Source organism: Nonomuraea sp. NPDC050478, assembly GCF_044458265.1.
GTDB classification, from domain to species: Bacteria; Actinomycetota; Actinomycetes; order Streptosporangiales; family Streptosporangiaceae; genus Nonomuraea; species Nonomuraea ferruginea.
In genome coordinates this window covers 759941-783781 of sequence record NZ_JBITHT010000006.1, presented here as the reverse complement: position 1 = coordinate 783781, position 23841 = coordinate 759941, and the positions used below count along the sequence as shown (strand labels likewise).

Genomic DNA, 23841 nt, shown 5'->3' with positions numbered 1-23841 from the left:
CGGGCCGCTAGCGGGTTTCCGTGAGCTCACCATTGTAGGAATCCTACAGAACCGGTTGTCCGGATCGGTGGTGTCGAGGGAAAGGGATCAGGGGTGCGGGAGCCGTAGGGTTGCTCCGTGCTGACTGAGTCGCTGGGGCCTGTTCTGGTCGCCAACCGGGGAGAGATCGCCCGCCGGATCATCCGTACCGTCAAGCGGCTGGGGCTGCGGGCGGTGGCGGTCCACTCGGAGGCGGACGCGGGGTTGCCGTTCGTGCGTGAGGCCGACGAGGCGGTGCTGATCGGCCCGGCCGCGCCCGCGCAGAGCTACCTCGACACGGCCAAGGTGCTGGAGGCGGCCAGGGCGACCGGAGCCCGCGCCGTCCACCCCGGTTACGGGTTCCTGGCGGAGAACGCCCGGTTCGCGCAGGCCGTGATCGACGCCGGGCTGGTCTGGGTCGGGCCGTCGCCCGAGGCGATCGACCGGATGGGCGACAAGATCAACGCGCGCAACCTGATGGAGGCGGCCGGCGTGCCGGTCGCGGCCGGCACCCGCGAGCCCGCCACCGACCTGGACCTGGCGCTGGAGGCCGCCCGGAGCATCGGCTACCCCGTGATGGTCAAGACCGCCGGGGGCGGCGGCGGGATCGGCATGAGCGTGGCGCGCGACGAGAGCGAGCTGGCCAAGGCGTTCGAGCAGGCGGCCAGGGCGGCCGCGCGGTTCGCGGCGGGCGACGCGCCGGCCGGGCCGGCCATCCTGCTGGAGCGCTACATCGAGCGGGCCCGCCACGTCGAGGTGCAGATCCTGGGCCTGCCCGGTGGCAAGGTCGTGGCGCTGGGCGAGCGCGACTGCTCGGTGCAGCGCCGCCACCAGAAGGTGGTGGAGGAGTCGCCGTCACCCGGGCTCACCTCCGAGCTGCGCGAGCGCATGCTCGCGGCGGCCGTGCGGGCCGGGGAGGCGGTCGGCTACCTCGGCGCCGGCACCGTCGAGTGCCTGGTCGACGCCGACGCGCAGGACTTCGTCTTCCTGGAGATGAACACCCGGCTCCAGGTGGAGCATCCGGTCACCGAGCTGGTCACCGGGCTCGACCTGGTGGAGCTGCAACTGCGGGTCGCGGCGGGGGAGTGTCCCGAGGTGACGACGGCGACGGCCGGGCACGCGATCGAGTTCCGCGTCTACGCCGAGGACCCGAAGCGCTTCTTCCCCGGGCCCGGCACGATCACCGTGTGGGACGAGCCGACCGGCGACGGGGTGCGGGTCGACTCCGGCTACGCGGCCGGTGACACGGTGACCCCGTTCTACGACCCGCTCATGGCCAAGCTGTGCGTGCACGCGCCGACCCGTACCGAGGCGCTGGAGCGGGCCCGCAAGGCGGTGGCGAGCTTCACCGTCGAGGGTCCCAAGAACAACCTGGCGTTCTGCGCGGAGCTGCTGGAGCACCGCGAGTTCGTCAAGGGTGACTACGACACGGGTCTGGTGGCGCGGATGCGCGGCGGCAGGCCCGCATGACATTGTTGGATCATTTCCTCGAAGGGAGTCGCGGTGGCTGAGGTCCGTGCGGAGATGGTGGCGAACGTCTGGAAGGTGGTCGTCAAGGAGGGCGATGCGGTCTCCGACGGCGACACGCTGGTCATTCTCGAGTCGATGAAGATGGAGATCCCGGTGCTCGCCGAGGACGACGGCGTGGTGGTCCGGCTGAAGGTGGCCGAGGGCGACGTGATCCAGGAAGGCGACCTGATCGCCGTCATCGAGTGACGCGGCTCATGAACCTGTCGCGGTCGACCACGACCCGCTCGATCGTGCCGCGGGCGACGACCGCGTGCCTGTCGCGGGCGAGGAAGCCGAAGGTCAGCCGCCTGCCGTCGACCGCGGTCAGCTCGGTCTCGATCTCGACGTGGGTGCCGACCGGGCTGGCCGCCAGGTGCTCCAGCTCGGCGCGGGTGCCCACGGAGGTCTGGCCGGGCTCCAGGTGGTCGAAGACGGCCCGCACGGTGGCCTGCTCGGCGAGGGCCAGCAGGCGCGGTGTGGCGAGCACGGGCACGTCGCCGCTGCCGATCTTCGTCGCGGTGTCCTCCACCTCGACCATGATCATCAGCTGGGCGCGCAGACCTGGAGCGAGCGTCATGTGTCCAAGCCTAGTAGTCGACTACGGGCATCGAGATCTGGTGCAAAACGGGGACAAGCATGACCCCGAGGCCGCAGGATAGGGTTTGTACGGCTTATGGCATTTGTGTGGCGTGTGAGAAGGGTGAGTCGTACTCTCTCGAAGTTCCGTGACCTCTGTGTTACCTCACCGCGACACAAGTCCGCTTTGTTGGAGAACCCTGGGGTGGGCGAGGTTCGAGAGGTAGAGGGGTAGCGGGGGAAGTCATGGTGGCCCAAGGGACGACGCTGGCCGGGCGGTATCGTCTGGATACCCGCATCGGCGCGGGCGGCATGGGCGAGGTCTGGCGCGGCGAGGACACCGTCCTGGCCCGGACCGTCGCCGTAAAGGTGCTGCTTCCGGGCCGCATGCAAGACCCCGGGTTCCTGGCCCGTTTCCAGGCCGAGGCCAGGGCGATGGCCACGATCAACCACTCCGGGGTCGTCGACGTCTACGACTACGGCGTGAGCGGCGACACCGTCTACCTGGTGATGAAGTTCGTCGACGGCGAGCCGCTCGACCGGCTGCTCACCCGCCTGGGCCGGATCGCCCCCCAGCCGGCCATGGAGCTGATCGCGCAGGCGGCGTCCGCCCTGCAGGCCGTCCACGACCAGGGCATCGTGCACCGCGACGTGAAGCCGGGCAACCTGCTCGTGCAGCGCGACGGCACGCTCGTGCTCACCGACTTCGGCATCGCCCGCTCCGACCTGGGCAACCGGCTCACCGACGCCGGCATGGTGCTCGGCACCGCCGCCTACTGCGCGCCCGAGCAGGCCGAGGGCGCCCCGGTCACACCAGCGGTCGACATCTACGCGCTCGGCGTGGTCGCCTACGAGTGCCTGGCAGGGCAGCGGCCGTTCGACGGCGACAGCCCCGTCACGATCGCGCTCAAGCACATCAGGGAGGCGCCTCCGCCGCTGCCTCCCGACATCCCGCCGCCGGTGCGCGCGCTGGTGGAGCAGGCGCTGTCCAAGGACCCCGCGCGGCGCTTCCCGAACGCCCGGGCGATGAGCGAGGCGGCGCGCATGATCGCCGCCGGCCAGTTGCCGCCCGCCCAGCCGTCCATGCCGTCGACGGGCGCCACCATGCCCCCGCCGGTGGCGTCCTATCAGACGGGCGCCATGCAGGCCCCCGAGGCGACCACGGTGGCGGGGCCGCGGCAGAGCCGCCGCGCCGCCGCCAAGGCGCCCCGCCGGGGCGGTCTGGTGGCCGCCCTGGCCGCGGCCCTGGTGGTCGGGGTGGGCGCGGGCGCGGTCGCGCTGACCAACATGAGCGGCGAGACGGTGCCGCCCCCCGACCCGGACAAGGCGGCGATGAGCCAGCCGGCCGAGGTCACCGACGAGCCGACCCCCGCCAAGACCACCACGAAGCCGCCCAAGCCCAGGCCCACTCCGACGACGGAGACGCCGGTCCGCCCGGAGACGACGCCGACACCCGAGGAGACGAAGCCGTCGCAGTCCCCCACTCCCACGGCGACCCCTACGGCGACGCCGTCCAAGACGCCCTCCGCCACCCCGACGACTCCCAAGCCCAAGAAGCCTGTGCCCTACGTGGTCGACCTGCCGTATCCGCAGGCGAAGTCCATGCTCAGCGCCTCCGGGTTCAAGATCTACGCCGACGACCAGACCGGCGGCAAGGTCAAGGAGGAGTGCCTGAAGGTCGCGCAGAGCTGGCCGGACGGCGGGGAGGAGCTCATCGTGGGCAAGGTGGTCAAGGTCGTCCTCATCCCGATCGACCCCTGCCCCTCGTCCACTCCGAGCGCCTCGGTCACGCCGGTCCCCAAGAACTAGCCCCTCACACCCCCGTGGTGTTGCGCGGGTAGGCGATCTGCGGGTCGGTGGCGATGTTCACCATGTACGGGATGCCGGAGTCGAACGCGCGGCGCAGCGCGGGCCCGATCTCCGACGGGTGGGTGACCAGCTCGCCGCCGCCGCCCAGCGCCGTCACCACCTGGTCGTAGCGACACTGCGGCTGCAGCTCGGCCGCCACGTCGTAGCCGTAGAGCAGCTGCATCGGGTGCTTCTCCAGGCCCCAGATGCCGTTGTTGCCGCAGATCATGACGACCGGCAGGCGGTGCCGTACGAGCGTGTCGACGTCCATCAGCGAGAAGCCCGCGGCGCCGTCGCCGAGCAGCAGCACCACCTGGGAGGACGGGCGGGCCAGGCGGGCGGCGATGGCGTAGCCGAGCCCGGTGCCGAGGCAGCCGTACGGGCCGGGGTCGAGCCAGTTGCCCGGCTGCCGGGGCTCGACGTACTTGCCGGCGTAGGAGACGAAGTCGCCGCCGTCGCCGATGACCACCGCGTCGTCGGCGAGCACCTTGCCCAGCTCGCCGTAGATGCGCATGGGATGGATCGGGTCGGTGTCGGCGGCCAGCAGTTCGGCGTCGCCGGCGATGGCCGCGGAGGCGGTGTCGGCGAGCGTGGACAGCCAGGCGGCGTAGCGGGAGGGCTTGACGCCCGCCTCGCCGCAGGCGTCGCCGAGGCTCCACAGCACCACGGACAGGTCGCCGGCGGTGGAGGCGGCCGGGGGCATGTGGGTGACAAGGTGGGACGGGGCGTCGGTGATGTGCACCACCTTGGCCAGCGGCGCGCCGTCCTTGCCGCCGAACCAGCCGTAGCCGAGCCGGAAGTCGAGCGGGGTGCCGATCACGACGACCAGATCGGCCTTGGCGAACGCCTGGCCGCGGGCGCGGGTGACGAGCAACTCGTGGCCGGCCGGCAGGATGCCGCGGCCCTGGCCGTTGGGGATGACCGGCAGCCGCCACGCCTCGGCGAAGTCGCGGGCGGCCTCCTCGGCCCGGTCCATCCACACGTCGGACCCGTACACCAGGACCGGGCGCTCGGCCTCGGCCAGCAGCCGGGCGATGGCGCGCAGGTCGTCGGGGTCGGGCTCCAGCGGCGAGGGCGTCTGCGTCTGCGGCTCGTGCACCGGCGACGGCGAGAACAGGTGGTCCATGTAGAAGTCGAGGAAGACGGGCCCCCGGTGCGGCGCCACGGCCGTGCGGAAGGCCATCTCGACGTCCTGGCCGGTCGACTCGGGGCCGGAGGAGGTGAACGCCAGCTTGGTGATCGGGGCCAGCAGCGGCGGGTGGTCCATCTCCTGCAGGGCGCCGCTGCCCCAGCGGGACTGGGGGGCCCGCCCGCCCATGACGACCACCGGCGAGCCGTTGAAGTGGGCCGTGGCCACGCCGCTGACGCCGTTGGTGATGCCGGGGCCCGCGGTGAGCACCGCCAGGCCGGGCTTCCTCGTCAGGCGGGCGGTGGCCTCCGCGGCGAACACCGCGCTCTGTTCGTGGCGCACGTCGAGGATGCGCATGCCCTCGTGCTGGGCGCCGTCGTACAGGGGGAAGACATGTCCTCCCGAGAGGGTGAACATGGTCTCGACACCATAGGCCTTGGACACGGCGACGGCGGCGTCACCGGCGTGCTTCGCAGACTCCATAGCCCGGAACTTACCAATGAGTCACATGAGTAAACAGCCTTCAAGGAGGAGGTCAGCAGCAGATGTGGATGACGCCGTCGCGGGTCGTGGCGCGCACCTTGCGTGACGAGGACGGGTCGACGCGGCTCTCGACGTCCGTCTCGGGGGCGCTGGCGGTCACGTCGTAGTCGTCTTCGGGCAGGTCCATCCCGATGTCGCCGACGGCCCTGACCACGGCGCGCACGTCGGCCGGGGGAGTGTCGAACGACAGCCGCACCGTGCCGGTGCCGGTCTCGGCGTCCACCACGCCGCCGCGCAGGCGTGCGGCGTCGATGTCGCCGGTCTCGCTGCGCAGCCGCAGGTCACCGGTCAGGTCGTCGGCGTCGACGAGTCCCCAGGCGGAGGTGAGGCTGACGTCGCCGTGGATGCCGCTGACGCTCAGCGAGGCGCTCGTGGTCGCCTCGATGTCGGTCTCCGGTGGGACGAACAGCTGGTAGTTGACCAGGCAGTCCGGCTGACCGGGGAGGTGGTCGCCGGTGCAGCCGCCGTCGAGGCGGAGCGCGTCGTCGGCCCACTCCTCGCTCACCGTGGGCTTCCGCCCGGTCCACATCAGTTGGCGCCCCACCCCGACGGAGCCGGCCCGGCCCGCCTGGATGTGCACGTGGATGTCGTCGCCGGCCTCGATCGTCAGCGCGCCGCCCCGGAACGGGATGGACCGCCACGTCAGCTCGGTGGGCGGGCTGGGGTCGGCGACGGCCTGCCAGACGAGGTTGGTGGAGACGGCCAGCGCGACCACCGTCAGGGTCGCGCCCAGGACCAGCCAGAGCCGCCTCACGGCAAGCTCCTGATCTTGAGGAACTGGAGCACGGCCAGCACCCGCCGGTGGTCGCCCTCGGCGGGGGGCAGGTCGAGCTTGGCGAAGATGTTGCCGATGTGCTTGCCCACCGCGCCCTCGCTGAGCACCAGCGCCTGCCCGATGCCCGCGTTGGAGCGGCCCTCCGCCATCAGCTGGAGCACCTCGTACTCGCGGGGTGTCAGCCGGTCCAGCGGGTCGCTGTGGCCGCGCAGCAGGAGCTGGGCCACCACCTCCGGGTCGAGCGCGGTGCCGCCGGCCGCGACCCTGCGCAGCGCGTCGACGAACTCGGCGACGTCAGCCACCCGGTCCTTCAGGAGGTAGCCGACGCCGCCCGTGGCGGACGACAGCAGCTGGGCGGCGTAGCGCTCCTCCACGTACTGCGACAGCACCAGGACGGCGAGCGCCGGCCGCCGGCGGCGCAGCACCAGCGCGGCCCGCAGCCCCTCGTCGGTGTGCGTGGGCGGCATGCGGACGTCGGTGAGCACGAGGTCGGGCCGGTGCTCCTCGGCGGCCCGCAGCAGCCCTTCGGCCTCGGCCACGGCCGCGACCACCCGCATGCCCGAGCCCTCCAGCAGCCGGATCAGCCCTTCGCGCAGCAGCACGGAGTCCTCGGCGAGCACTATGCGCACGGTAGTTCCACCTCGATCGTCGTCGGCCCGCCCAGCGGGCTGCTCAGCCGCAGCGTGCCGTCGACGGACTCGACCCGCTGGGCCAGGCCGCGCAGCCCGGTGCCCCGGTCCATCGTCGCGCCTCCGCAGCCGTCGTCGTACACCAGCAGGCGCAGCCGGTCGCGCTCGCGCCGCACGGTCACCTCGGCCCGGGTGGCCGCGGCGTGCTTGGCGATGTTGGTCAGTGCCTCGGACACGGTGAAGAACGCCACCGCCTCGATCGTCGGGGAGACGCGGCGGTCGATGCCGACCTCCAGCCGCACCGGGATGGGGGCCCGCGCGGCCACGCCGGAGAGCGCCGCGTCCAGGCCCTGGTCGTTGAGCACCGCGGGGTGCAGGCCGCGGACGAGGTCGCGCAGCTCCCTGAGCGCCTGCTTGGCCTCCTCGTGCGCCTGCTCGATGGCCTGGCGCGCGGGGTCGGGCAGGTCGGTCAGCGTGGCGCGGGCGATGCCGAGGTTCATCGCGAGCGACACCAGCCGCTGCTGGGCGCCGTCGTGCAGGTCGCGCTCGATGCGGCGGCGCTCGGCGTCCGCGGCGTCGATCACGCCCGCGCGGCTCTCGGTCAGCGTCTCGATCCGCTCGTCCAGCTCCTTGCGGCTGGGGCCGAGCAGCGCGCGGGCGATCGCCAGGTCCAGCGCGGCCATGACGCGGGCCAGCAGCGGCGCCAGCACCAGCAGGACGACGCCGGCCAGCGCGTAGACGACCGCCACCGCCGGGTCGCGCAGGTCGGGCGTGAAGACCATGGGCGGCGGGCTGGACAGCGGCCCCAGGAAGGCCAGCACGCCCACGAGGCCCGCCCCCCAGGCCAGCGACACCAGGACGGCCGCGGGGAAGCTCACGAGCGGCGACAGCGCGTGGTAGCCCACCTGCCGCCACAGGCTCAGCGTGCGCCAGCCGGACGCCACCGGGACCGGCGGGATGCGCGCCCCCTGGAACGCCGCGAACCTGGAGCGCTGCACCCCGGTGAGCCAGGGCAGGGCGTGGCGGAGCGCGGCGGGGAACAGGGCCAGCGGGAGCGTCGCCGCGGCGAGCAGGCAGGCGACGGGCAGCCCGGTGATCACGTGCGCGGTGTCCAGCCAGGCCCTGGCCGACCAGGGACGGGGGACCTTCATGGAATCCACCGTATTGAGGTGGAAGGTCCGCTGGACATGGGTTTGTCGTCCGGGTACGGGGTGGGGTTAGCCCCACCCCCGGTCAGGTGCGCGACTTCGGCCTGGCCCTGACGTGCATGCGCTCGCCCTGCCGGCCGAAGAGGCTGAGGACCTCGACGGGCTGCTCGTCGGCGGAGCCGAACCAGTGGGGCAGCCGGGTGTCGAACTCGGCCGCCTCCCCGGCCTTCAGCACCAGGTCGCGGTCGGCCAGCACCAGGCGCAGCCGTCCGGACAGCACGTAGAGCCATTCGTAGCCCTCGTGGGTCTGCGGCTCGGGCGTGCCGCCCCGGTGCGGGATGATCATCTTGAACGCCTGCAGGGGCCCCGGCTGGCGGGTCAGCGGCAGCACGGTCATGCCGTTGAGCCGCCGTGGGGTGGGGCGGATGCGCGGGTCGCCGACCTCGGGCGCGCCCACCAGCTCCTGCAGCGGCACCTGGTAGGCCTGGGCGATGGGCAGCAGCAGCTCCAGCGTGGGCCGGCGCTGCCCCGACTCCAGGCGCGACAGCGTGCTGGTGGAGATGCCGGTGGCCTCGGCCAGCCCGGTCAGGGTCAGGCCGTGCTCGGCGCGCAGCCGCTTGAGCCGGGGGCCGACCTGGGTCAGGACGTCCTCGATCGCTTCCGTCATGGCCACTCCCGCAACGTGACTTGCCGTTCCGGCAATCCTAGACGTGGTACGAGTCGCGGAACGCGGCGGGGTCGAAGGCGCCGCCCAGCGTCACGGCGAGCCCGCGCCGCGCCACCGCCGCGAAGGCGCCGGCGTCGAGCAGCCCGGCGCCCTCCGGCAGCGCGCCCGCCAGCGGCCGCGCCGCCAGCATCTCCAGGTCGGCCACGTTGCTCCGCTCGATCACGCCGGGCTCGGCGGGCCACCCGCCGATGACCACCCCGGCCAGGTCCAGCCCGCGGTGCGCGAGCGCCTCCAGGGTGAGCGCCGTGTGGTTGAGCGTGCCGCAGCCCGCCCCGGTCACGACCAGCACCTGCGCGCCCAGCAGCCTGGCCAGGTCGGCGATCGTCGTGCCGTCCTCGTCGAAGCGCACCAGCAGCCCGCCCGTGCCCTCCACGACCACCAGCCGGCTGCTCTCGGCCAGCTCCCGGATCCGCAGGGCGGCCTGCGCGAGCGACACCGGCGGCACCCCGGCCGCCCGCGCCGCCGCGGCCGGCGACAGCGGCTGCTCGAAACGGGCCAGCTCGAACGTGGTCGGCACCCCGGACAGCCTGATGACCTCGTCCAGGTCGCCGCGCTCGCCGGGCCGCACGCCGGTCTGCGCGGGCTTGACCACCGCCGCGCTCGCCCCGCGCGTGCGGGCCAGCGCCGCCAGGGCCGCGCACACCACCGTCTTGCCCACGCCCGAGCCGGTGCCGGTGACCACGATGACGCTCATCGGCCCAGCGTAGAGGGGCGCGACTCAGGGACGGCGGAGGCGGGTGACGAACTTGTAGCGGTCGCCGCGGTAGAGCGACTGCGCCCACTCCACCGGGTTGCCGTCGGCGTCGAAGGCGTGGCGGGTGAGCAGCAGCATGGGCAGGCCCACGTCCACGCCGAGCAGCTTGGCGTCGTACGGGGTGGCCAGCACGGTCTCGATGATCTCCTCGGCGTCGGTCAGCCGCACGGTGTAGGCGTTGTGCAGCGTCTCGTACAGCGAGGAGTGCACCTCCAGTTCGCGGCGCAGGCGCGGGAAGCGCCGCGCCGACAGGTGGGTGGTGTCGACCGAGACGGGCTCGCCGTTGGCCAGCCGCAGGCGGTGGATGCGCAGCACGCGGCCGCCCGGGTTGATCGCCAGCCGCCGCGCCAGCGGCTCGTCGGCGGTGATGTAGCCCATCTCCAGGATCTTCGTGTCGGGCTCCAGCCCCGCCGTGCGCAGGTCTCCGATGTACGAGGTGAGCTGCAGCACCTGGGCCACCTTGGGCTGCGCGACGAACGTGCCCTTGCCCTGGATGCGCAGCAGCCGTCCTTCGACGACCAGCTCGGTCAGCGCCTGCCTGACCGTGGTGCGGGAGGTCTCGAAGCGCACCGCGAGAGTCCGCTCGGGGGGCAGCGCGGTGCCCGGCTGGAGCGACTTCGTGAGCTCGAGCAGGCTCCGCTTCACGTCGTAGTACTTCGGTACGCGAGGGCCTTCGTCTGTCACGCTCTCACCTTCACTTCTGCCACGGCGGTGAGGGCGTGTCGGATCACCGCTAGATCATCGGAACCCAGATCTGCCCTCACGGTCAACCGCGCGCGAGGGCAGCGCGCCGGTGCCCCGGCTCTGCAGACCCGCTCACCTGCCCTGCCGCGCGCCCGTACGGGCAGCTCAGGCTGATGGTGAAGGATATCCACAGCCGTGGGCGGCGTGGCAACCGAGGATCGCGTCCTTCCTGTTCGCGCAGGTGCGCAGTCGTACGGGAGACGTGCCTTTCGTCTCCTGCCCCCGCCGGTGATGTGATGGTTATCACTGGCCGTCCTCTGAGCGCGTACGGCCAGGGCGCCGGTTTGGATGTTCGGCGGGAAACCACGCATGATGCAGTCGTGCCGACTCTCAGCGACCTCGTCGTCCGCCACACCGCGCTCGACGGGGCGGACCTCGACTGGCTGCACTCGCTGGTCTCCGACTGGCAGCTGCTGGCGGACCTGTCGTTCGCCGACCTCATCCTGTGGGCGCCGCTGCTGGGGGAGGACGGCTGGATCGCGATCGCCCAGATGCGGCCCACCACCGGCCCCACCGTCTACCACGACGACGTCGTCGGCAGCGTCGTGGCCAGGGGCGAACGCCCGCTGATCGACACCGCCTGGAGCGAGCGGCGCATCTGCCGCGAGGGCGACCCCGACTGGTCGACGGGCGTCCCGGTGCGGGAGGAGACCATCCCGGTGCGACGGGCCGTCCCCGGCGGCGACGCCCGGTTCCTGGCCGTCATCCAGCGCTCCACCAACCTGTCGTCCGCCCGCACCCCGTCGCGGCTGGAGCTGACCTACCTGCAGAGCGCCTCCGACCTGGCGCAGATGGTGGCGGAGGGCCGCTTCCCGTTCTCCGGCGAGGAGCCCATCCTGGTGCGCTCGCCGCGCGTCGGCGACGGCCTGCTGCGGCTCGACCGGGCCGGCCGGGTCACGTACGCGTCCCCGAACGCGCTGTCGGCCTACCGGCGGCTCGGCCTGCACGCCGACCTGGTGGGCGTGGAGCTGGGCCGCGTCACCGCCACCTTGTGCTACTCCGACGAGCCGATCAACGAAGACCTGATGATCGTGGCCAGCGGGCGGGCCGCCAAGGAGACCGAGGTCGAGTCCGGCGGCACGATCGTGCAACTGCGCGCGATCCCGCTGATCGTCGGCGGCGGCCGCATCGGCGCGCTGGTGCTCATCCGCGACGTGACCGAGCTGCGGCGGCGCGAGCGCGAGCTGATGACCAAGGACGCCACCATCCGCGAGATCCACCACCGGGTCAAGAACAACCTGCAGACAGTCGCCGCCCTGCTCAGGCTGCAGGCCAGGCGGCTGCAGGTGCCGGAGGGCCGGGAGGCGCTGGAGGAGGCGGTGCGGCGGGTCGGGTCGATCGCGATCGTGCACGAGACCCTCTCGCACGCGCCGGAGGAGTTCGTCGACTTCGACGAGATCGCCGACCGTGTGATCGCGATGGCGGGGGAGGTGTCGGCGCCGGAGGCCGGCGTCACGCCGCGCCGGCTGGGGGCGTTCGGCGTGCTGCCCTCGCTCATCGCCACGCCGCTGGCCATGGCCCTGACCGAGCTGATGCAGAACGCGCTCCAGCACGGCCGGCCCGAGCGGCTGCAGGTGGTGGTGGAGTCGGGCCCCGAGCGGCTGCGTGTCGTCGTCTGGGACGACGGCAGGGGCCTGCCCGAGGGGTTCGACCTCGACAGCTCGACCAGCCTCGGGCTGCAGATCGTCCGCACGCTCGTCGAGGGGGAGCTGTCGGGCAAGCTCTCGGTGAGACCGCGCGAAGGCGGCGGCACGGAAGCGACGCTCTCCATCCCGCTGCCCGCGGGAGACCGTCAGAAAGCCTGAACGCCGCGTCCCCTGGCTATCGGGGACGCGGCGCGGTCCTGGCGGACACGGTGTCGTGCCAGGCTGGTCGGCTCGTCGCGGTTTTCAGGCGGGTTCCTGCCTTCTGCGTCGATGTCGGTCAGGCGGTCGCGCGGGCGCGGGCCCGAGCGGTGCGTCGCTTGAGCGCGCGACGCTCGTCCTCACTGAGGCCGCCCCACACACCGGCGTCCTGACCGGACTCCAGCGCCCACTTGAGGCAGGCTTCCACGGCCGAACAGGAACGGCAGACCTCTTTGGCTTCCTCGATCTGCATGAGTGCCGGTCCGGTGTTCCCGATCGGGAAGAACAGCTCGGGGTCCACGTCACGGCAGGCGGCTCGGTGTCGCCAGTCCATGCGTCCACTCCTTAGTAGATGGAGCCTGCGGTCGGCTCCGGTGCGGCTACTACTTTGTGAAGAGTTTCACTAAGGCGTGCGAACAATTCCCCGGCACCTTGTGGTGGAGCCGGGGCTGCCCGCATACGCCGGAGGACCAGGGGTTTTGGCTAAAGGTCCTACGTTCCGACGTCACTATGAGCTTTTCAGCCACGGAGAGTGCACGCAAGAGGGCAACACCCAAGTTTTCCCCGTAATGGCTGTCGTATGCGTCACACCATGACCGAATGTAACCAGCTAGACCAGAACTTGTAACGCGTTCGGTGTAGCACGGAAGGTCACGGCCTCACGTTCCCCCAAATAGTCTCCGTCCAGTTGAAAGGCCACGGGACGGTCCGCGGTGAGCGTGAACTCGGCCTCGTCGTGCAGCTGCACGAGGTGTTTGCCCGACGGAAGGCTGTCACGTTGCGTGAGGATGTGGCGGATCACCGGCAGCAGGGCCATGACGCCCATCCGGCGCAGCCCGAGCAGGTCGAGCCCGGTCTCGAAGCCGGCCCACGGGGTGGGCTGGACCGGCCTGCTGCCGAGGTACGTCCACGGCGAGGTGTTGGAGACGATCGCCATGAACACGCCCCTGGCCCTGGGGATGCCGGGGCCGGTCAGCGTCATCGCCGGACGCCGCTTGTCGGTGGCGAGGTAGTGGCGCAGCGCGGTGTTCACGTAGCGGGCGGGCGTGGCCTTGCGGCCGGTGCCGCGCAGGCCCTCCACGGCCCTGATGACCTCGGCGTCGTAGCCCAGGCCCGAGCAGAAGGTGAAATAGCGGCTCTCGCCCTCCCACAGCGCCTGCCCCAGCCCCACGGTGCGCCGGCGGCCCTCGCGCAGCGCCTCCAGCACCGCGCCGGTGGCCTCCACCGGGTTGTTGGGCAGCCCGAGGGCGCGGGCGAACACGTTGGCGCTGCCGCCGGGGATGACGGCGAGCGCGGGGCGGCTCATGCTCGGGTCGTCGCCGAGCGGCTCGGGGGCGCCGTTGACCGGGTTGAGCAGGCCGTTCACGGTCTCGTTGATGGTGCCGTCGCCGCCCAGCACGACCACCATGTCGTAGCCCTTGGCACGGGCGGTGGCGGCCAGCGTGGCTGCGTGGCCGCGGTAGGCCGTCTCCTCGACGGCCAGCTCGACGGCCGCGCCGAGCGCGCGGAGCAGCACGTTGCGCGTGCGGGCGTTGGTGGTGGTGGCCTTGGGGTTGACCAGGAGCATCGCGCGCATGAGGCCAGGGTAGCCGCTGATGGATGTCCGGCTTGTCGTGAACATCCTTTTTTAAGGTGGTCGCGCAGGGAAAGTAAGGCGGCCGGGGCGGATAGGGTTCGGGTGTGGGGAAGCGTCCGTGGAGTTTGGTGATGGCAGCCGTGATCGTCGCCCTTGAGGGGCTGGTCGCGCTGGGCCTGGGAGTTTACGCCGCGGTCGGGACCGTGCTCGGCGGGGCGTCCGACCTGACGGCCGCGCTGGCCGAGGCCGCGTTCGGGGTGCTGATCGGCGCCGGGCTGCTCTGGGTGGCATGGGGCGGGCTGCTGGCCGGCCAGCGCTGGGGGAGGGCCCCCGGTGTGGTGGCCCAGATCTTCCTGTTGCCGGTCGCCGTGACGCTCATCCAGTCAGACCAGCCCGCGCTCGGGATCCCGCTGATCGCGGTCGCCCTCGCCGGGCTGGGCATGTTGCTGGCGCCTCCCACCACTCACGCGTTCTTCGGCGACGACGCCTAGTCGTCGGCCGTCAGGCCCTCGCGGAGCTGGGCGAGGGTGCGGGCGAGCAGCCGCGACACGTGCATCTGCGAGATGCCGAGCTCGGTGGCGATCTGCGACTGGGTCATGTTGCCGAAGAACCGCAGCAGCAGGATGCGCTTCTCGCGCGGCGGCAGCCGTTCGAGCAGCGGTTTGAGCGACTCGCGGTATTCGACGCCTTCGAGCGACTCGTCCACGATGCCGAGCGAGTCGGACACCGCGGGGGCGTCGTCGTCGCCGGAGTCGGGCGCGTCGAGGGAGACCGTCGAGTAGGCGTTGGCCGACTCGAGACCCTCCAGCACCTCCTCCTCGGTCATCTTCAGGAAGGCGGCCAGCTCCGCGACCGTGGGGGCGCGCCCCTCGCGCTGCGAGAGCTCGCTGATGGCCTTCGTGAGCGAGAGCTTCAGCTCCTGCAGGCGGCGCGGCACCCGGACCGCCCAGCCCTTGTCGCGGAAGTGACGCTTGATCTCGCCGACGATGGTAGGCGTCGCGTACGTGGAGAACTCGACGCCGCGGTTGAGGTCGAAGCGGTCGATGGACTTGATCAGCCCGATGGTGGCGACCTGGGTGAGGTCGTCGAGCCACTCGCCTCGGTTGCGGAAGCGGCGGGCCAGGTATTCGACCAGGGGAAGGTGGAGCTCGACCAACTCGTCCCTGATGCGTTGCCGGCGCGGCTCGTCGGGGCCCAGCTCGGACAGCTCGGCGAACAGCATGCGAGCACGGACCCGGTCGGGCACGGCGTGGTCGCTGGCGGCCATGGCTCCAGTCCTTTCCGTCACGCCGGCCTCGCCGCGCCTCGGCGCTTACGCAGGATGATCGCCATGCGATCGGCCGCGTCGGTCACCGCGTCGACGTCGTCGGCGAGGGCCGTCAGCACCATCCAGGCGAAGTCATCGCGTTTCGGTGCGGAGCTCCCGACGGTCGCCACCTCGACGCGGACCTGCATCTCCTGCCCGGTGAGCTCGAACTCGGCGGTCAGGTCGGTGCCCGGCACCGCCTCGTTGAGCAGCATGGCGCACGCCTCGTCGACCGCGATCCGCAGATCCTCGATCTCGTCCAGCGTGAAATCCAGCCGGGCGGCCAGGCCGGCTGTGGCCGTACGCAACACAGACAGGTAGGCGCTGTCGGCGGGGAGCCTGATGCTCACCACGTCGCGGATGGCGGCCTCACCTGTCGCGCGCGTCTCGGTGTCCTCGGTCACGTTCCTCCTCGCGTATACGACGCTGACTGCAACTTACCGCCAGAAGGAGCTGCTTGGCGGATTCAGACTCGCCCTCAACGGAAAAGGCTCTGCGCGGCCTGAAGGCCGCACAGAGCCTTTAGGCCGGTTTAGGCGGCCTTGGTCTCCCAGAAGATCTTGGAGATCTCGTCGATCTTGCCGAGGAGCTCCTCGCCCTTGGCGACGTCGACGGTGCCCTTGGCCCCGGCGGCGCCGGCCAGCTTGGTGGCGTCCCAGAAGAGCTGGTGGAGCTGGGGGTACTGCTCCAGGTGCGGCGGCTTGAAGTAGTCGGTCCAGAGCACCCAGAGGTGGTGCTTGACCAGCTCCGCGCGCTCCTCCTTGATGGTGATGGCACGGGCGCGGAAGACCGGGTCCTCGTTCGCCGCGTACTTTTCCATGATCGCCTTCACTGACTCCGCCTCGATCCGGGCCTGTGCCGGGTCATAGACGCCGCAGGGCAGGTCGCAGTGCGCGGAAGCGACATGCTTGGGTCGTAGCAGTCGTGCGAGCATCAGAAAGTCCTTCCTAGATGCCGAATGAGCTTGGTCCTCGTACCGACCTTACTCGTCTCCGAACCCCCGGGGAGAAAGGGGTGGCGGCCCATGAGAGTGCGTGTCGAGGGCGACTCGATGCGGCCCGCGCTGCTGCCGGGAGACTGGCTGCTGGTGTGCCGCCGGGTGCCGCCCCGGCCGGGCGACATCGTGGTGGCCCGGCTGCCCGGCGAGCCGGAGCGGCTGATCGTCAAGCGGGCCGCCTGGCACGGCGCCGACGGCTGGTGGCTGGAGAGCGACAACCAGCGCGCGAGCGGCCGCCGCGACAGCTGGGACTTCGGCGCGGTCCCCGAGCTCGTGGGCCGCGTCGTGCTGCGCTACTGGCCGCCGCGGCGGCGCGCCCGGTAGGCCGCGACGTTGGCCCTGCTGGCGCAGCGGGGCGAGCAGTAGCGGCGCGACCGGTTGGACGAGGTGTCGAGGAAGGCGCGGTCGCAGCGCGTCTCCAGGCAGCGGCCGAGCCGGTCGGCGCCCAGCTCCGCCACCACCGAGGCGAGCCCCATCACGGCGGCGGCGCCGGTGTGGCCGGCCAGGTGCAGGTGCCAGCCCCGGCCGTCGTGGTCGGTGAGCTGAGGCCGTACGGGGTAGCGCACGAGCAGGTCGTTGAGCAGGGCCACCAGCCGCTCCTCCGCGCCCGCGGCGTCGAACACGGCGGCCAGCTCGGCCCGCAGCTCCCGCAGGCCGGGCGGCGGTTCCGGGTCGTTGACGAGACGGACCGCCCACTCGGCGTAAGAGGTCAAGTCCATGCGGGAGTATTACACGAAAAGTGCTGGACGCCCGGTCGCGCGGGCGTCCAGCGGTCACTCCTCGGGGTGCAGCACGCGTTCCAGGAAGGTGCGGGTCCGCTCGTGCTGCGGATCGCCGATCACCTGGGCGGGCGGGCCGTCCTCGACGATGACGCCGCCGTCCATGAACACCACCCGGTCGGCCACCTGGCGGGCGAACCCCATCTCATGGGTGACCACGAGCATGGTCATGCCCTCCTCGGCCAGCTTGCGCATGACCGCGAGCACGTCGCCGACCAGCTCGGGGTCGAGCGCGGAGGTGGGCTCGTCGAACAGCATGAGGCCGGGGTCCATGGCCAGCGCCCTGGCGATGGCCACCCGCTGCTGCTGTCCGCCGGAGAGCTGGATGGGGAAGGAGTCGCACTTCTCGCCGACGCCGACCTTCTCCAGGTTCTCCCTGGCGATCTTCTCGGCGTCCCGCTTGCCGCGCTTCAGCACCCGCTGCTGGGCGATCATCACGTTCTGCAGCGCCGTCATGTGCGGGAACAGGTTGAACTGCTGGAACACCATGCCGATGCGGCGTCGTACCGCGTCGATGTCGGCGTCGGGGTCGTTCACCTCGACGCCGTCGACGAAGACCTTGCCCCGGGTGGGCTCCTCCAGCAGGTTGACGCAGCGCAGCAGCGTCGACTTGCCGGAGCCCGACGGCCCGATGACGCAGACGACCTGGCCGGGCTCGACGGTCATGTCGATGCCGCGCAGCACCTGGTTCTGGCCGAAGTGCTTGTGCAGGTCCCTGATCTCGATCGCGTGCGTCATCGGCTCGTCCCCTTGCGCTTCTCCAGACGTCCCGCCAGGTAGCCCAGCGGCACCGTGACGATCAGGTACGTCAGACCGGCGACCAGGATGGGCGTGGCGTTGGCGTGGGTGGACGCCATGTCGTTGCCGAACTTGGTCAGATCGACGTACTGGCCCGAAACGCCCAGGAAGAGCACCAGCGAGGAGTCCTTGAGCAGGGCCACGAACTGGTTGGTGGTCGGCGGGATGACGATCCGGATGGCCTGCGGGACCACCACGGTGAACTGGGCCCTGGTCGCCGACATGCCCAGCGACCTGGCGGCCTCCGTCTGCCCCCGGGGCACCGCCTGCAGGCCCGCCCGGAAGATCTCCGCCTGGTAGGCGGTGCCGACCAGGCCGAGGCCGAGAATGGCCTGGCCGTAGGTGCCGAAGGGCACCGCGAAACCTGGCAGCGCCAGCGGCAGGAAGACGATCATCAGGAAGACCAGCAGGGCGGGCACGCCCCGGAAGATCTCGATGTAGAGCGTCGCCAGCCACCGGTACGGGCCCACCGTGGACAGCCGCATCAGCGCCACGATCAGGCCGAACACGAAGGAGAACAGAAACCCGCCGACCGCGTACACCATCGTGTTGAGCAGCGCGACCGTGAACAGGTCGGGCAGCATCAGCTCGGCGATGTCCAGCCGCGCGAAGTTCTGGGCCAGGCTGGCCCAGTCGGCGTAAAGGGCGAGGGCGACCAAGGCGGCGACCAGGATGGCGTACTGGACGCCGCGGAAGATGCGCTGCCTCTTGCGAGGGCTGAGCCGGCGCCGGGCCGGCTCAGCCGCCTTCGGCTGGTCCGCCATGGATCAGCCCAGCTCGCCGGGCTTCTTGTCGAACCACTTCACGAAGATCTCTTCGTACCTGCCGTCCGACTTCGCCGCCGCGAGCTCCTCGTTGACGGTCTTGACCAGCACCGGGTCGGCGTCCTTCTTCATGCCGAGCCCGTACTGCTCGCCGGTGTCGAGGCTGGCGATCAGCTCGAACTTCTCCGCGATCTCCGGCTTCTTCAGCCAGGTGAGCACCACGGGGAGGTCCTGGACGATCACGTCGGCCTGGCCGGCCTGCAGAGCGAGGAGCTCCTTGGGGGAGTCGGCGTACTCGGTCGGGTCGAACCCGTTCTTCTTGACGTAGTCGAGGCCGGTGGTGCTGGCCTGGGCGCCCAGCTTGAGACCCTTGGCCTTGACGTCCTCCAGGGACGTGGCGCCGGTGCCCTTCTTGGCCAGGAGGGCCTGGGTGGCGTCGAAGTACGGGTCGGAGAACGTGATGTTCGCCTTGCGCTCCTCGGTGATGGTCATGCCGGCGGCGGCCAGGTCGCACTTGTTGGTGGCCATGGCGGCGCCGCTCTTGATCACCGCGAAGTCGATGTCGACGATCTCCTGCTCGACGCCGAGCTTCTTGGCGACGAGGTCCACGATGTCGACGTCGAAGCCGACGATCTTGTCACCTTCCTTGAACTGGAACGGCTCGTAGGGGACGTTGGTGCAGACCGTCAGCTTGCCGGGCTGCACCAGCTTGGCGCCGCCCGCCGCGTCACCGGCGTCCGCGGAGGCGCTGGCGGAGGTCGTACCGGAACCTCCCGAGTCGCTGCCGCACGCGGACAGGGTCAGGGTGGCGGTCAACGCAAGGGCGCCGGCGGCCATGCCTCGGCGCTTCATGGACCAGAGGGCCACGGGGAGGCCTCCTCGAAGTGGTATGCGGAGAAAGGTTGAGCTTTGTGCAGTTTAGAGCGGGTTTAGCTGCAGTCAGTCATCGGGCTTTTAACGATGCGTCAACGAAGCGGCGTCAGGGGGGCTACCTGATCCCGTCTCAGCATGTGTCACTATGGAGCGACGGGTGACCCCCGTACCCCTCCGAGGCATCGACGAGGGGATCCTGGCGAACCGAGGCCAGGCATCTCCGCCCGTCTGCCCAAGGTCTCTTCCGTCACAACCACTACTGGGGTCGCTGTGTCCATCACATCCGCTCACGAATCCGATCCGGCCTTCGCCCTGCACCGCGGGGGGAAGCTTGAGGTCCGCTCGACCGTTCCGGTGCGCAACGCCGACGATCTGGCGCTCGCCTACACGCCCGGCGTCGCACGCGTCTGCAGCGCCATCGCCGAGACGCCCGCGCTGGCCGACACCTATACCTGGATCTCCAACGTGGTCGCCGTCGTCAGCGACGGCACCGCCGTGCTCGGCCTGGGCGACATCGGACCCGTGGCCGCCATGCCGGTCATGGAGGGCAAGGCGCTGCTGTTCAAGGAGTTCGGCGGCGTCGACGCGGTGCCCATCTGCCTCGCCTGCACCGGCGTCGACGAGCTGGTGGAGACCGTGGTGCGGCTGGCGCCCTCGTTCGGGGGCATCAACCTCGAGGACATCAGCGCGCCGCGCTGCTTCGAGGTCGAGAGGCAGCTCCGCGAGCGGCTCGACATCCCCGTCTTCCACGACGACCAGCACGGCACGGCGATCGTGGTGCTGGCCGCGCTGCGCAACGCCGCCCGCCTGACCGGCCGCTCGCTGGGCGACCTGCGGGCCGTGGTGGCCGGGGCCGGGGCGTCCGGCGTCGCGGTCAGCCGCATCCTGCTGGAGGCCGGCATCGGCGACATCGCCGTCGCCGACTCCAAGGGCATGATCTACTCCGGCCGCGAAGGGCTCAACCCGGTCAAGGAGGCCCTGGCCCGCGACACCAACCGCGCCAAGCACACCGGATCCACCGAGGACGCGCTGGCAGGGGCGGACGTGTTCGTCGGCCTGTCCGGCTCGACCGTCGCCGAGCGGGCGGTCGCCGCCATGGCCGACGGCGCCATCGTGTTCGCGCTGTCCAACCCGACGCCCGAGGTCGAGCCCGCCGTCGCCGCCCGCCACGCGGCGGTCGTGGCCACCGGCCGCTCCGACTTCCCCAACCAGATCAACAACGTGCTGGCCTTCCCCGGCGTCTTCCGCGGCGCCCTCGACGTGCGGGCCACCACGATCACCGAGAACATGAAGGTGGCCGCCGCCGACGCGCTCGCGGGCGTGGTGGGCGACGACCTCAGCGCCGACTACGTCATCCCGAGCCCGTTCGACGAGCGGGTCGCCCCCGCGGTCACGGCCGCCGTCGCCGCGCAGGCCAGGGCCGACGGAGTCGCCCGCGCCTGATCGTCTTCTCTCCAGGCAGGAGCCCGCCGGGTCGGCAGCGAGTGAAGGATTCCTCAAACATCCTTTACCCAGCGTGCTATAACAAGAGCCCTCTGTAAGGATGCGGGCGCCGGCTCCTGCCTGGAGGAGAGCGATGAAACGCGAGCCCAATCGACTGCTGCGGCAGCTCATCGTGGAGGCGGGCTTTTCCCACAAGGGTCTGGCCAGGCGCCTCAACGATCTGGGAGCCACGCGTGGCACCCCCGGCCTGAAGTACGACCACAGCTCCGTCCTCCGATGGATCGGTGGCCAGCGGCCGCGGGACCCGGTGCCCGGGCTCCTGACCGAGATCTTCGCACAGCGGCTGGGCAGGCCCGTCACGGCTGATGACCTGGGCATGCCCGCCGCCGCTACGCCCCTCGATCTCGGGCAGGAGTTCACGCACACGTGGCAGGAGGGGGTCGCGACCGTGACGGCGCTGTGGCGGGCCGATGTGGAGAGACGGAGGTTCCTGCTCGATTCGACGTTCGCGATCGGGGCGGGCTCCGTAGGGGCGGTGCGGTGGCTCACCTCCCCGCCGGAAGGGCGGCCCAGCGCGGCGGGCGCCCGCAGGGTGGGCAGTGCGGACATCGCCGCCATCCACGAGGTCACCCGTTCGTTCGGGGAGCTCGACAACCGGTTCGGCAGCGGGCGCGTGCGCTCGTCTGTCGTGAGATATCTGGACACCGCCGTGACGCCGCTCCTCAAGGACGGCTCGTACGGCGACAAGACCGGCCGCGAGCTGGCCGCGGCCGCCGCCGAGCTCACCAGGCTGGCCGGCTGGATGGCCTACGACCTGGAGCAGCACGGCCTCGCCCAGCGCTACCTCATCCAGGCGCTGCGCCTGGCCAGGGGCTCCGACGACCACGCCCTGGGCGGCGAGATCCTGGCGGGCATGGCACACCAGGCGATCTACATGGGCCAGCACGCGCACGCGCTCGACCTGGCCCGGGCCGCGCAGCTCTCGGCCCGCCGCGCCGGGGTGGCCACCCTGCTGGCCTCCAGCCACGTGCTGGAGGCGCACGCGCACGCCGGGCTGGGCGACGCCCGCGCCTGCGGCGGGGCGCTGCACGAGGCCGAGCGCGCGTTCGACGTCCGCAAGCCGGCCGGCGAGCCGCCCTGGCTGGGCTACTTCGACGAGGCCTACCTGTCGGCCAAGATCGCTCACTGCTTCCGCGACCTGGGGGAGGGCGAGCGCACCGTACGACAGGCGCGGCGCTCGCTCGACATGGACGGCCGCTTCGTGCGCGGCCGCATGTTCAACCTGTCGCTGCTGGCCGCCGGGCTGCTGCAGTGCGGCGAGCTGGAGGAAGCCTGCTCGGTGGCGCTCGGCGCCATGACGCTGGGGAGCGAGCTGCAGTCGGCCCGCTCCCGCACGTACATGGCCGACCTGCGCAGGCGGCTGGAGCCGTACAAGAACGAGGCCCCGGTCAGGGCGCTGAGGGAGCGGACGCGGGAACTCGCGGGGGTCTGAAGACGAAAGAGCCCGCCGGGCGCACCGGCGGGCTCTTCACGTTCTGACGACTACTGCAGGAGCTCGCCGTTCGGGCCGACGATCGACTTCGTCTGGGCGTAGTTCGCCTTGTTGTAGACGTCCGCCGTCTCGCCGTCGAAGTAGGCCGAGCTGATGTGGTCGACCCGGTCATTGCCGTCGTTGTCGTAGAACACGCTGGTCACGCCGTTGACGTAGCCGGTGCGCTTCGAGTTGTTCCACTTGATGAGCCACGGGCCGCCGTCGGCGCCCGGGGTCATCGAGCACTTGAGCACCTGGTGGGTCTCCACCTTGAACATGTTCGCCTGGATGGTCTTGGTGCCCGTCTTGCCGTAGCAGTACTTCGGCGTCACGCCGGTGAACGGCTTGTCGCCGTCGGGGTGCGGGGCGGCGGGGTAGCCGAAGACCATCGTCTGCTGGTTCATCGGCTGGTTCCAGGCGAAGCCCTGGCCGCCGACGACGTCACCGAGGCGGCCGGTGTCCTTGGCCACGCCGATGACGAACCGGCCCTCGAAGTACTTGCGGGACGTGCCGGGCTTCACCCAGCGCTGCACGTGGTAGCGCGTGATGGTGTAGTTGCCGACCTTGTCCTTGCCCTTGGTGCCGGGACCCTTGTAGGCCTTCCACTGGGCGTAGGTGACCGCCTCGGTCACCGGCTCGCCGTACTTGGCGCCCTGCGCGCGGCCGACCTTGGCCTTGTTGTACGTCTCCGGGCTGACCTCGACCTTCTCCAGGACAGCGTCCGGGTGGTCGGGGCCGACCAGGTCGGGGTTCGTGTCCTTGCCCTCGGACCAGCACTCGCCGAGGTTGAGCTGGCACTTGCCGAACTCCTCGCGGGTGATCTCGCGCGGCTTGACCCACTTGTCGCCGGCCCACGCCTTGTACTCCTTGGGCGTGACTTCCTTCTCACCGGCCAGCGCGAAGCCGTTGTGGACGGCCACGAACGCGTAGTCGCCGTCGTAGTCGTCGTAGGTGTCGAGGTCGTAGGTCGTGAAGGCGTAGGCGCCCACGTAGACGCCGAACTTGGCGGTGCCCTGGTAGTAGCCGGGGACGAAGACCCACTTGGCGAAGACGTCCTCGCCGCTCTCGTACACGCAATGGCCGGCGGTGGCTACGAGGTTGCGGTGGCGCGACTGGATCGAGGTGGCCGAGCACCAGCGGTGCTTGCCGGCCTTGTCGACGAAGAAGACCTTGCCGATGGTCTTCGGCAGGTTGACGTTCTTGGTCTTGCCGCCCGAGCCGGTCGTCGCAGGAGCCGTGGCGCCCGGCTTGCCGTCGTCGGGAGTGGTTCCGCCCTTACGAACGATCTTGTCGACCTTCTTGGCGTCCCAGTGGTACTGGGTGGCCTTCTTGAGGGCCGCGCCGTTGGCGTCGAGCCAGAAGAAGGCGGCGCCGTAGGCGTCCTTCGCTTGGGGTGTCAGAGGGTCCTTGACCCAGTGGGGGGCGGCTTGGGCCGGTATGGCCAGAGCGGTGACGCTCAGGCTGGCGGCTGCGAGGGGGATGAGCAGGCGCTTCACGGGATGGCTCCACACGTATATCTACAAGGGGTGT

The 23841-nt window shown here is 71.0% G+C and carries 26 protein-coding genes; 8 read left to right on the top strand and 18 right to left on the bottom strand.

Going from position 1 to position 23841, the window contains the following annotated elements:
* The first annotated feature begins 117 nt into the window (after positions 1 to 117).
* Entirely contained in the window at positions 118 to 1488 is a 1371-nt protein-coding gene (locus tag ACIBF7_RS32775) for an acetyl/propionyl/methylcrotonyl-CoA carboxylase subunit alpha (RefSeq protein WP_397198844.1), read from the top strand.
* Between the two features lie 33 nt (positions 1489 to 1521).
* Complete coding sequence (locus ACIBF7_RS32770) at positions 1522 to 1734, top strand: biotin/lipoyl-binding carrier protein (RefSeq protein WP_148029334.1); 213 nt, start codon at positions 1522 to 1524, stop codon at positions 1732 to 1734.
* On the opposite strand, the gene ACIBF7_RS32765 is transcribed toward ACIBF7_RS32770, so the two are convergent.
* Positions 1724 to 2104, bottom strand: a complete 381-nt coding sequence (locus ACIBF7_RS32765) for a thioesterase family protein (RefSeq protein WP_187280954.1) — start codon at positions 2102 to 2104, stop codon at positions 1724 to 1726. The genes ACIBF7_RS32770 and ACIBF7_RS32765 overlap by 11 nt on opposite strands.
* A 245-nt stretch (positions 2105 to 2349) precedes the next feature.
* Between ACIBF7_RS32765 and ACIBF7_RS32760 the strand changes: the two genes are divergently transcribed.
* On the top strand, positions 2350 to 3912 hold the full coding sequence (locus ACIBF7_RS32760) for a serine/threonine-protein kinase (RefSeq protein WP_364237031.1): 1563 nt from the start codon (positions 2350 to 2352) through the stop codon (positions 3910 to 3912).
* 4 nt (positions 3913 to 3916) lie between these two features.
* Here the strand turns inward: ACIBF7_RS32760 and ACIBF7_RS32755 are convergent, their stop codons facing one another.
* From ACIBF7_RS32755 to ACIBF7_RS32725, 7 genes are all read right to left on the bottom strand, one after another.
* Positions 3917 to 5563: an acetolactate synthase gene (locus ACIBF7_RS32755; protein ID WP_397198843.1), complete on the bottom strand. Its 1647-nt coding sequence runs from the start codon at positions 5561 to 5563 to the stop codon at positions 3917 to 3919.
* 52 nt (positions 5564 to 5615) lie between these two features.
* On the bottom strand, positions 5616 to 6377 hold the full coding sequence (locus ACIBF7_RS32750) for a hypothetical protein (RefSeq protein WP_397198842.1): 762 nt from the start codon (positions 6375 to 6377) through the stop codon (positions 5616 to 5618).
* A complete protein-coding gene (locus tag ACIBF7_RS32745) occupies positions 6374 to 7027 on the bottom strand; it encodes a response regulator transcription factor (protein ID WP_271276583.1) in 654 nt (217 codons plus the stop codon). The genes ACIBF7_RS32750 and ACIBF7_RS32745 overlap by 4 nt, the downstream gene beginning before the upstream one ends.
* A complete protein-coding gene (locus tag ACIBF7_RS32740) occupies positions 7018 to 8178 on the bottom strand; it encodes a sensor histidine kinase (protein ID WP_148029339.1) in 1161 nt (386 codons plus the stop codon). Before ACIBF7_RS32740 ends, ACIBF7_RS32745 begins: the two co-directional genes overlap by 10 nt.
* A gap of 82 nt (positions 8179 to 8260) precedes the next feature.
* Positions 8261 to 8842 (bottom strand): helix-turn-helix domain-containing protein, encoded by a 582-nt coding sequence (locus ACIBF7_RS32735; RefSeq protein ID WP_187280955.1) that lies wholly within the window; start codon positions 8840 to 8842, stop codon positions 8261 to 8263.
* Between the two features lie 37 nt (positions 8843 to 8879).
* Complete coding sequence (gene bioD / locus ACIBF7_RS32730; protein ID WP_397198841.1) at positions 8880 to 9596, bottom strand: dethiobiotin synthase; 717 nt, start codon at positions 9594 to 9596, stop codon at positions 8880 to 8882.
* 24 nt (positions 9597 to 9620) lie between these two features.
* The gene (locus ACIBF7_RS32725; protein ID WP_148029342.1) at positions 9621 to 10340 is read right to left on the bottom strand and encodes a GntR family transcriptional regulator; all 720 of its coding nucleotides are present in this window, start codon (positions 10338 to 10340) and stop codon (positions 9621 to 9623) included.
* Positions 10341 to 10720: 380 nt separating this feature from the next.
* On the opposite strand from ACIBF7_RS32725, the gene ACIBF7_RS32720 reads away from it, so the two are divergent.
* Positions 10721 to 12205 carry a PAS domain-containing sensor histidine kinase gene (locus ACIBF7_RS32720; RefSeq protein WP_148029343.1) on the top strand — a complete coding sequence of 495 codons (1485 nt, stop codon included), beginning with the start codon at positions 10721 to 10723 and terminating at the stop codon, positions 12203 to 12205.
* 118 nt (positions 12206 to 12323) lie between these two features.
* Here ACIBF7_RS32720 and ACIBF7_RS32715 read toward each other — a convergent pair whose 3' ends face one another.
* Both ACIBF7_RS32715 and ACIBF7_RS32710 read right to left on the bottom strand, forming a co-directional pair.
* Positions 12324 to 12578 (bottom strand): WhiB family transcriptional regulator, encoded by a 255-nt coding sequence (locus tag ACIBF7_RS32715; RefSeq protein WP_148029344.1) that lies wholly within the window; start codon positions 12576 to 12578, stop codon positions 12324 to 12326.
* Positions 12579 to 12854: 276 nt separating this feature from the next.
* A complete protein-coding gene (locus tag ACIBF7_RS32710) occupies positions 12855 to 13820 on the bottom strand; it encodes a diacylglycerol kinase family protein (RefSeq protein WP_148029345.1) in 966 nt (321 codons plus the stop codon).
* 131 nt (positions 13821 to 13951) lie between these two features.
* Here ACIBF7_RS32710 and ACIBF7_RS32705 point away from each other — a divergent pair, with 131 nt between their 5' ends.
* Complete coding sequence (locus ACIBF7_RS32705; protein ID WP_246640839.1) at positions 13952 to 14311, top strand: hypothetical protein; 360 nt, start codon at positions 13952 to 13954, stop codon at positions 14309 to 14311.
* On the opposite strand, the gene ACIBF7_RS32700 is transcribed toward ACIBF7_RS32705, so the two are convergent.
* The 3 genes from ACIBF7_RS32700 to sodN all read right to left on the bottom strand — a co-directional run bounded on the left by ACIBF7_RS32700 (position 14308) and on the right by sodN (position 16060).
* Positions 14308 to 15087, bottom strand: a complete 780-nt coding sequence (locus ACIBF7_RS32700) for an RNA polymerase sigma factor SigF (protein WP_187280956.1) — start codon at positions 15085 to 15087, stop codon at positions 14308 to 14310. The two genes, ACIBF7_RS32705 and ACIBF7_RS32700, sit on opposite strands and share 4 nt — an antisense overlap.
* Positions 15088 to 15104: 17 nt before the next feature.
* Positions 15105 to 15530: an anti-sigma factor gene (locus ACIBF7_RS32695; RefSeq protein WP_148029347.1), complete on the bottom strand. Its 426-nt coding sequence runs from the start codon at positions 15528 to 15530 to the stop codon at positions 15105 to 15107.
* Between the two features lie 128 nt (positions 15531 to 15658).
* On the bottom strand, positions 15659 to 16060 hold the full coding sequence (gene sodN / locus ACIBF7_RS32690) for a superoxide dismutase, Ni (RefSeq protein ID WP_148029348.1): 402 nt from the start codon (positions 16058 to 16060) through the stop codon (positions 15659 to 15661).
* Between the two features lie 90 nt (positions 16061 to 16150).
* Here sodN and ACIBF7_RS32685 point away from each other — a divergent pair, with 90 nt between their 5' ends.
* Positions 16151 to 16447: a S24 family peptidase gene (locus tag ACIBF7_RS32685; protein WP_148029349.1), complete on the top strand. Its 297-nt coding sequence runs from the start codon at positions 16151 to 16153 to the stop codon at positions 16445 to 16447.
* Here the strand turns inward: ACIBF7_RS32685 and ACIBF7_RS32680 are convergent.
* Genes ACIBF7_RS32680 through ACIBF7_RS32665 form a run of 4 tightly spaced genes read right to left on the bottom strand, consistent with a single transcriptional unit; the run spans position 16417 to position 19316 of the window.
* Positions 16417 to 16842, bottom strand: a complete 426-nt coding sequence (locus ACIBF7_RS32680; protein WP_148029350.1) for a CGNR zinc finger domain-containing protein — start codon at positions 16840 to 16842, stop codon at positions 16417 to 16419. The two genes, ACIBF7_RS32685 and ACIBF7_RS32680, sit on opposite strands and share 31 nt — an antisense overlap.
* A 54-nt stretch (positions 16843 to 16896) precedes the next feature.
* The gene (locus ACIBF7_RS32675; protein WP_271276584.1) at positions 16897 to 17640 is read right to left on the bottom strand and encodes an amino acid ABC transporter ATP-binding protein; all 744 of its coding nucleotides are present in this window, start codon (positions 17638 to 17640) and stop codon (positions 16897 to 16899) included.
* Positions 17637 to 18464 (bottom strand): amino acid ABC transporter permease, encoded by an 828-nt coding sequence (locus ACIBF7_RS32670; protein ID WP_148029352.1) that lies wholly within the window; start codon positions 18462 to 18464, stop codon positions 17637 to 17639. The genes ACIBF7_RS32675 and ACIBF7_RS32670 overlap by 4 nt, the downstream gene beginning before the upstream one ends.
* Before the next feature lie 3 nt (positions 18465 to 18467).
* Positions 18468 to 19316, bottom strand: coding sequence for an ABC transporter substrate-binding protein (locus tag ACIBF7_RS32665; protein WP_148029353.1), 849 nt, complete (start codon positions 19314 to 19316; stop codon positions 18468 to 18470).
* A 291-nt stretch (positions 19317 to 19607) separates the two neighbouring features.
* Between ACIBF7_RS32665 and ACIBF7_RS32660 the strand changes: the two genes are divergently transcribed.
* The gene (locus ACIBF7_RS32660; protein WP_271276585.1) at positions 19608 to 20780 is read left to right on the top strand and encodes an NADP-dependent malic enzyme; all 1173 of its coding nucleotides are present in this window, start codon (positions 19608 to 19610) and stop codon (positions 20778 to 20780) included.
* A 133-nt stretch (positions 20781 to 20913) separates the two neighbouring features.
* A complete protein-coding gene (locus tag ACIBF7_RS32655; RefSeq protein WP_219548952.1) occupies positions 20914 to 22272 on the top strand; it encodes a hypothetical protein in 1359 nt (452 codons plus the stop codon).
* A gap of 50 nt (positions 22273 to 22322) precedes the next feature.
* On the opposite strand, the gene ACIBF7_RS32650 is transcribed toward ACIBF7_RS32655, so the two are convergent.
* Complete coding sequence (locus ACIBF7_RS32650; RefSeq protein WP_364237010.1) at positions 22323 to 23807, bottom strand: hypothetical protein; 1485 nt, start codon at positions 23805 to 23807, stop codon at positions 22323 to 22325.
* Between the last annotated feature and the right edge of the window lie 34 nt (positions 23808 to 23841).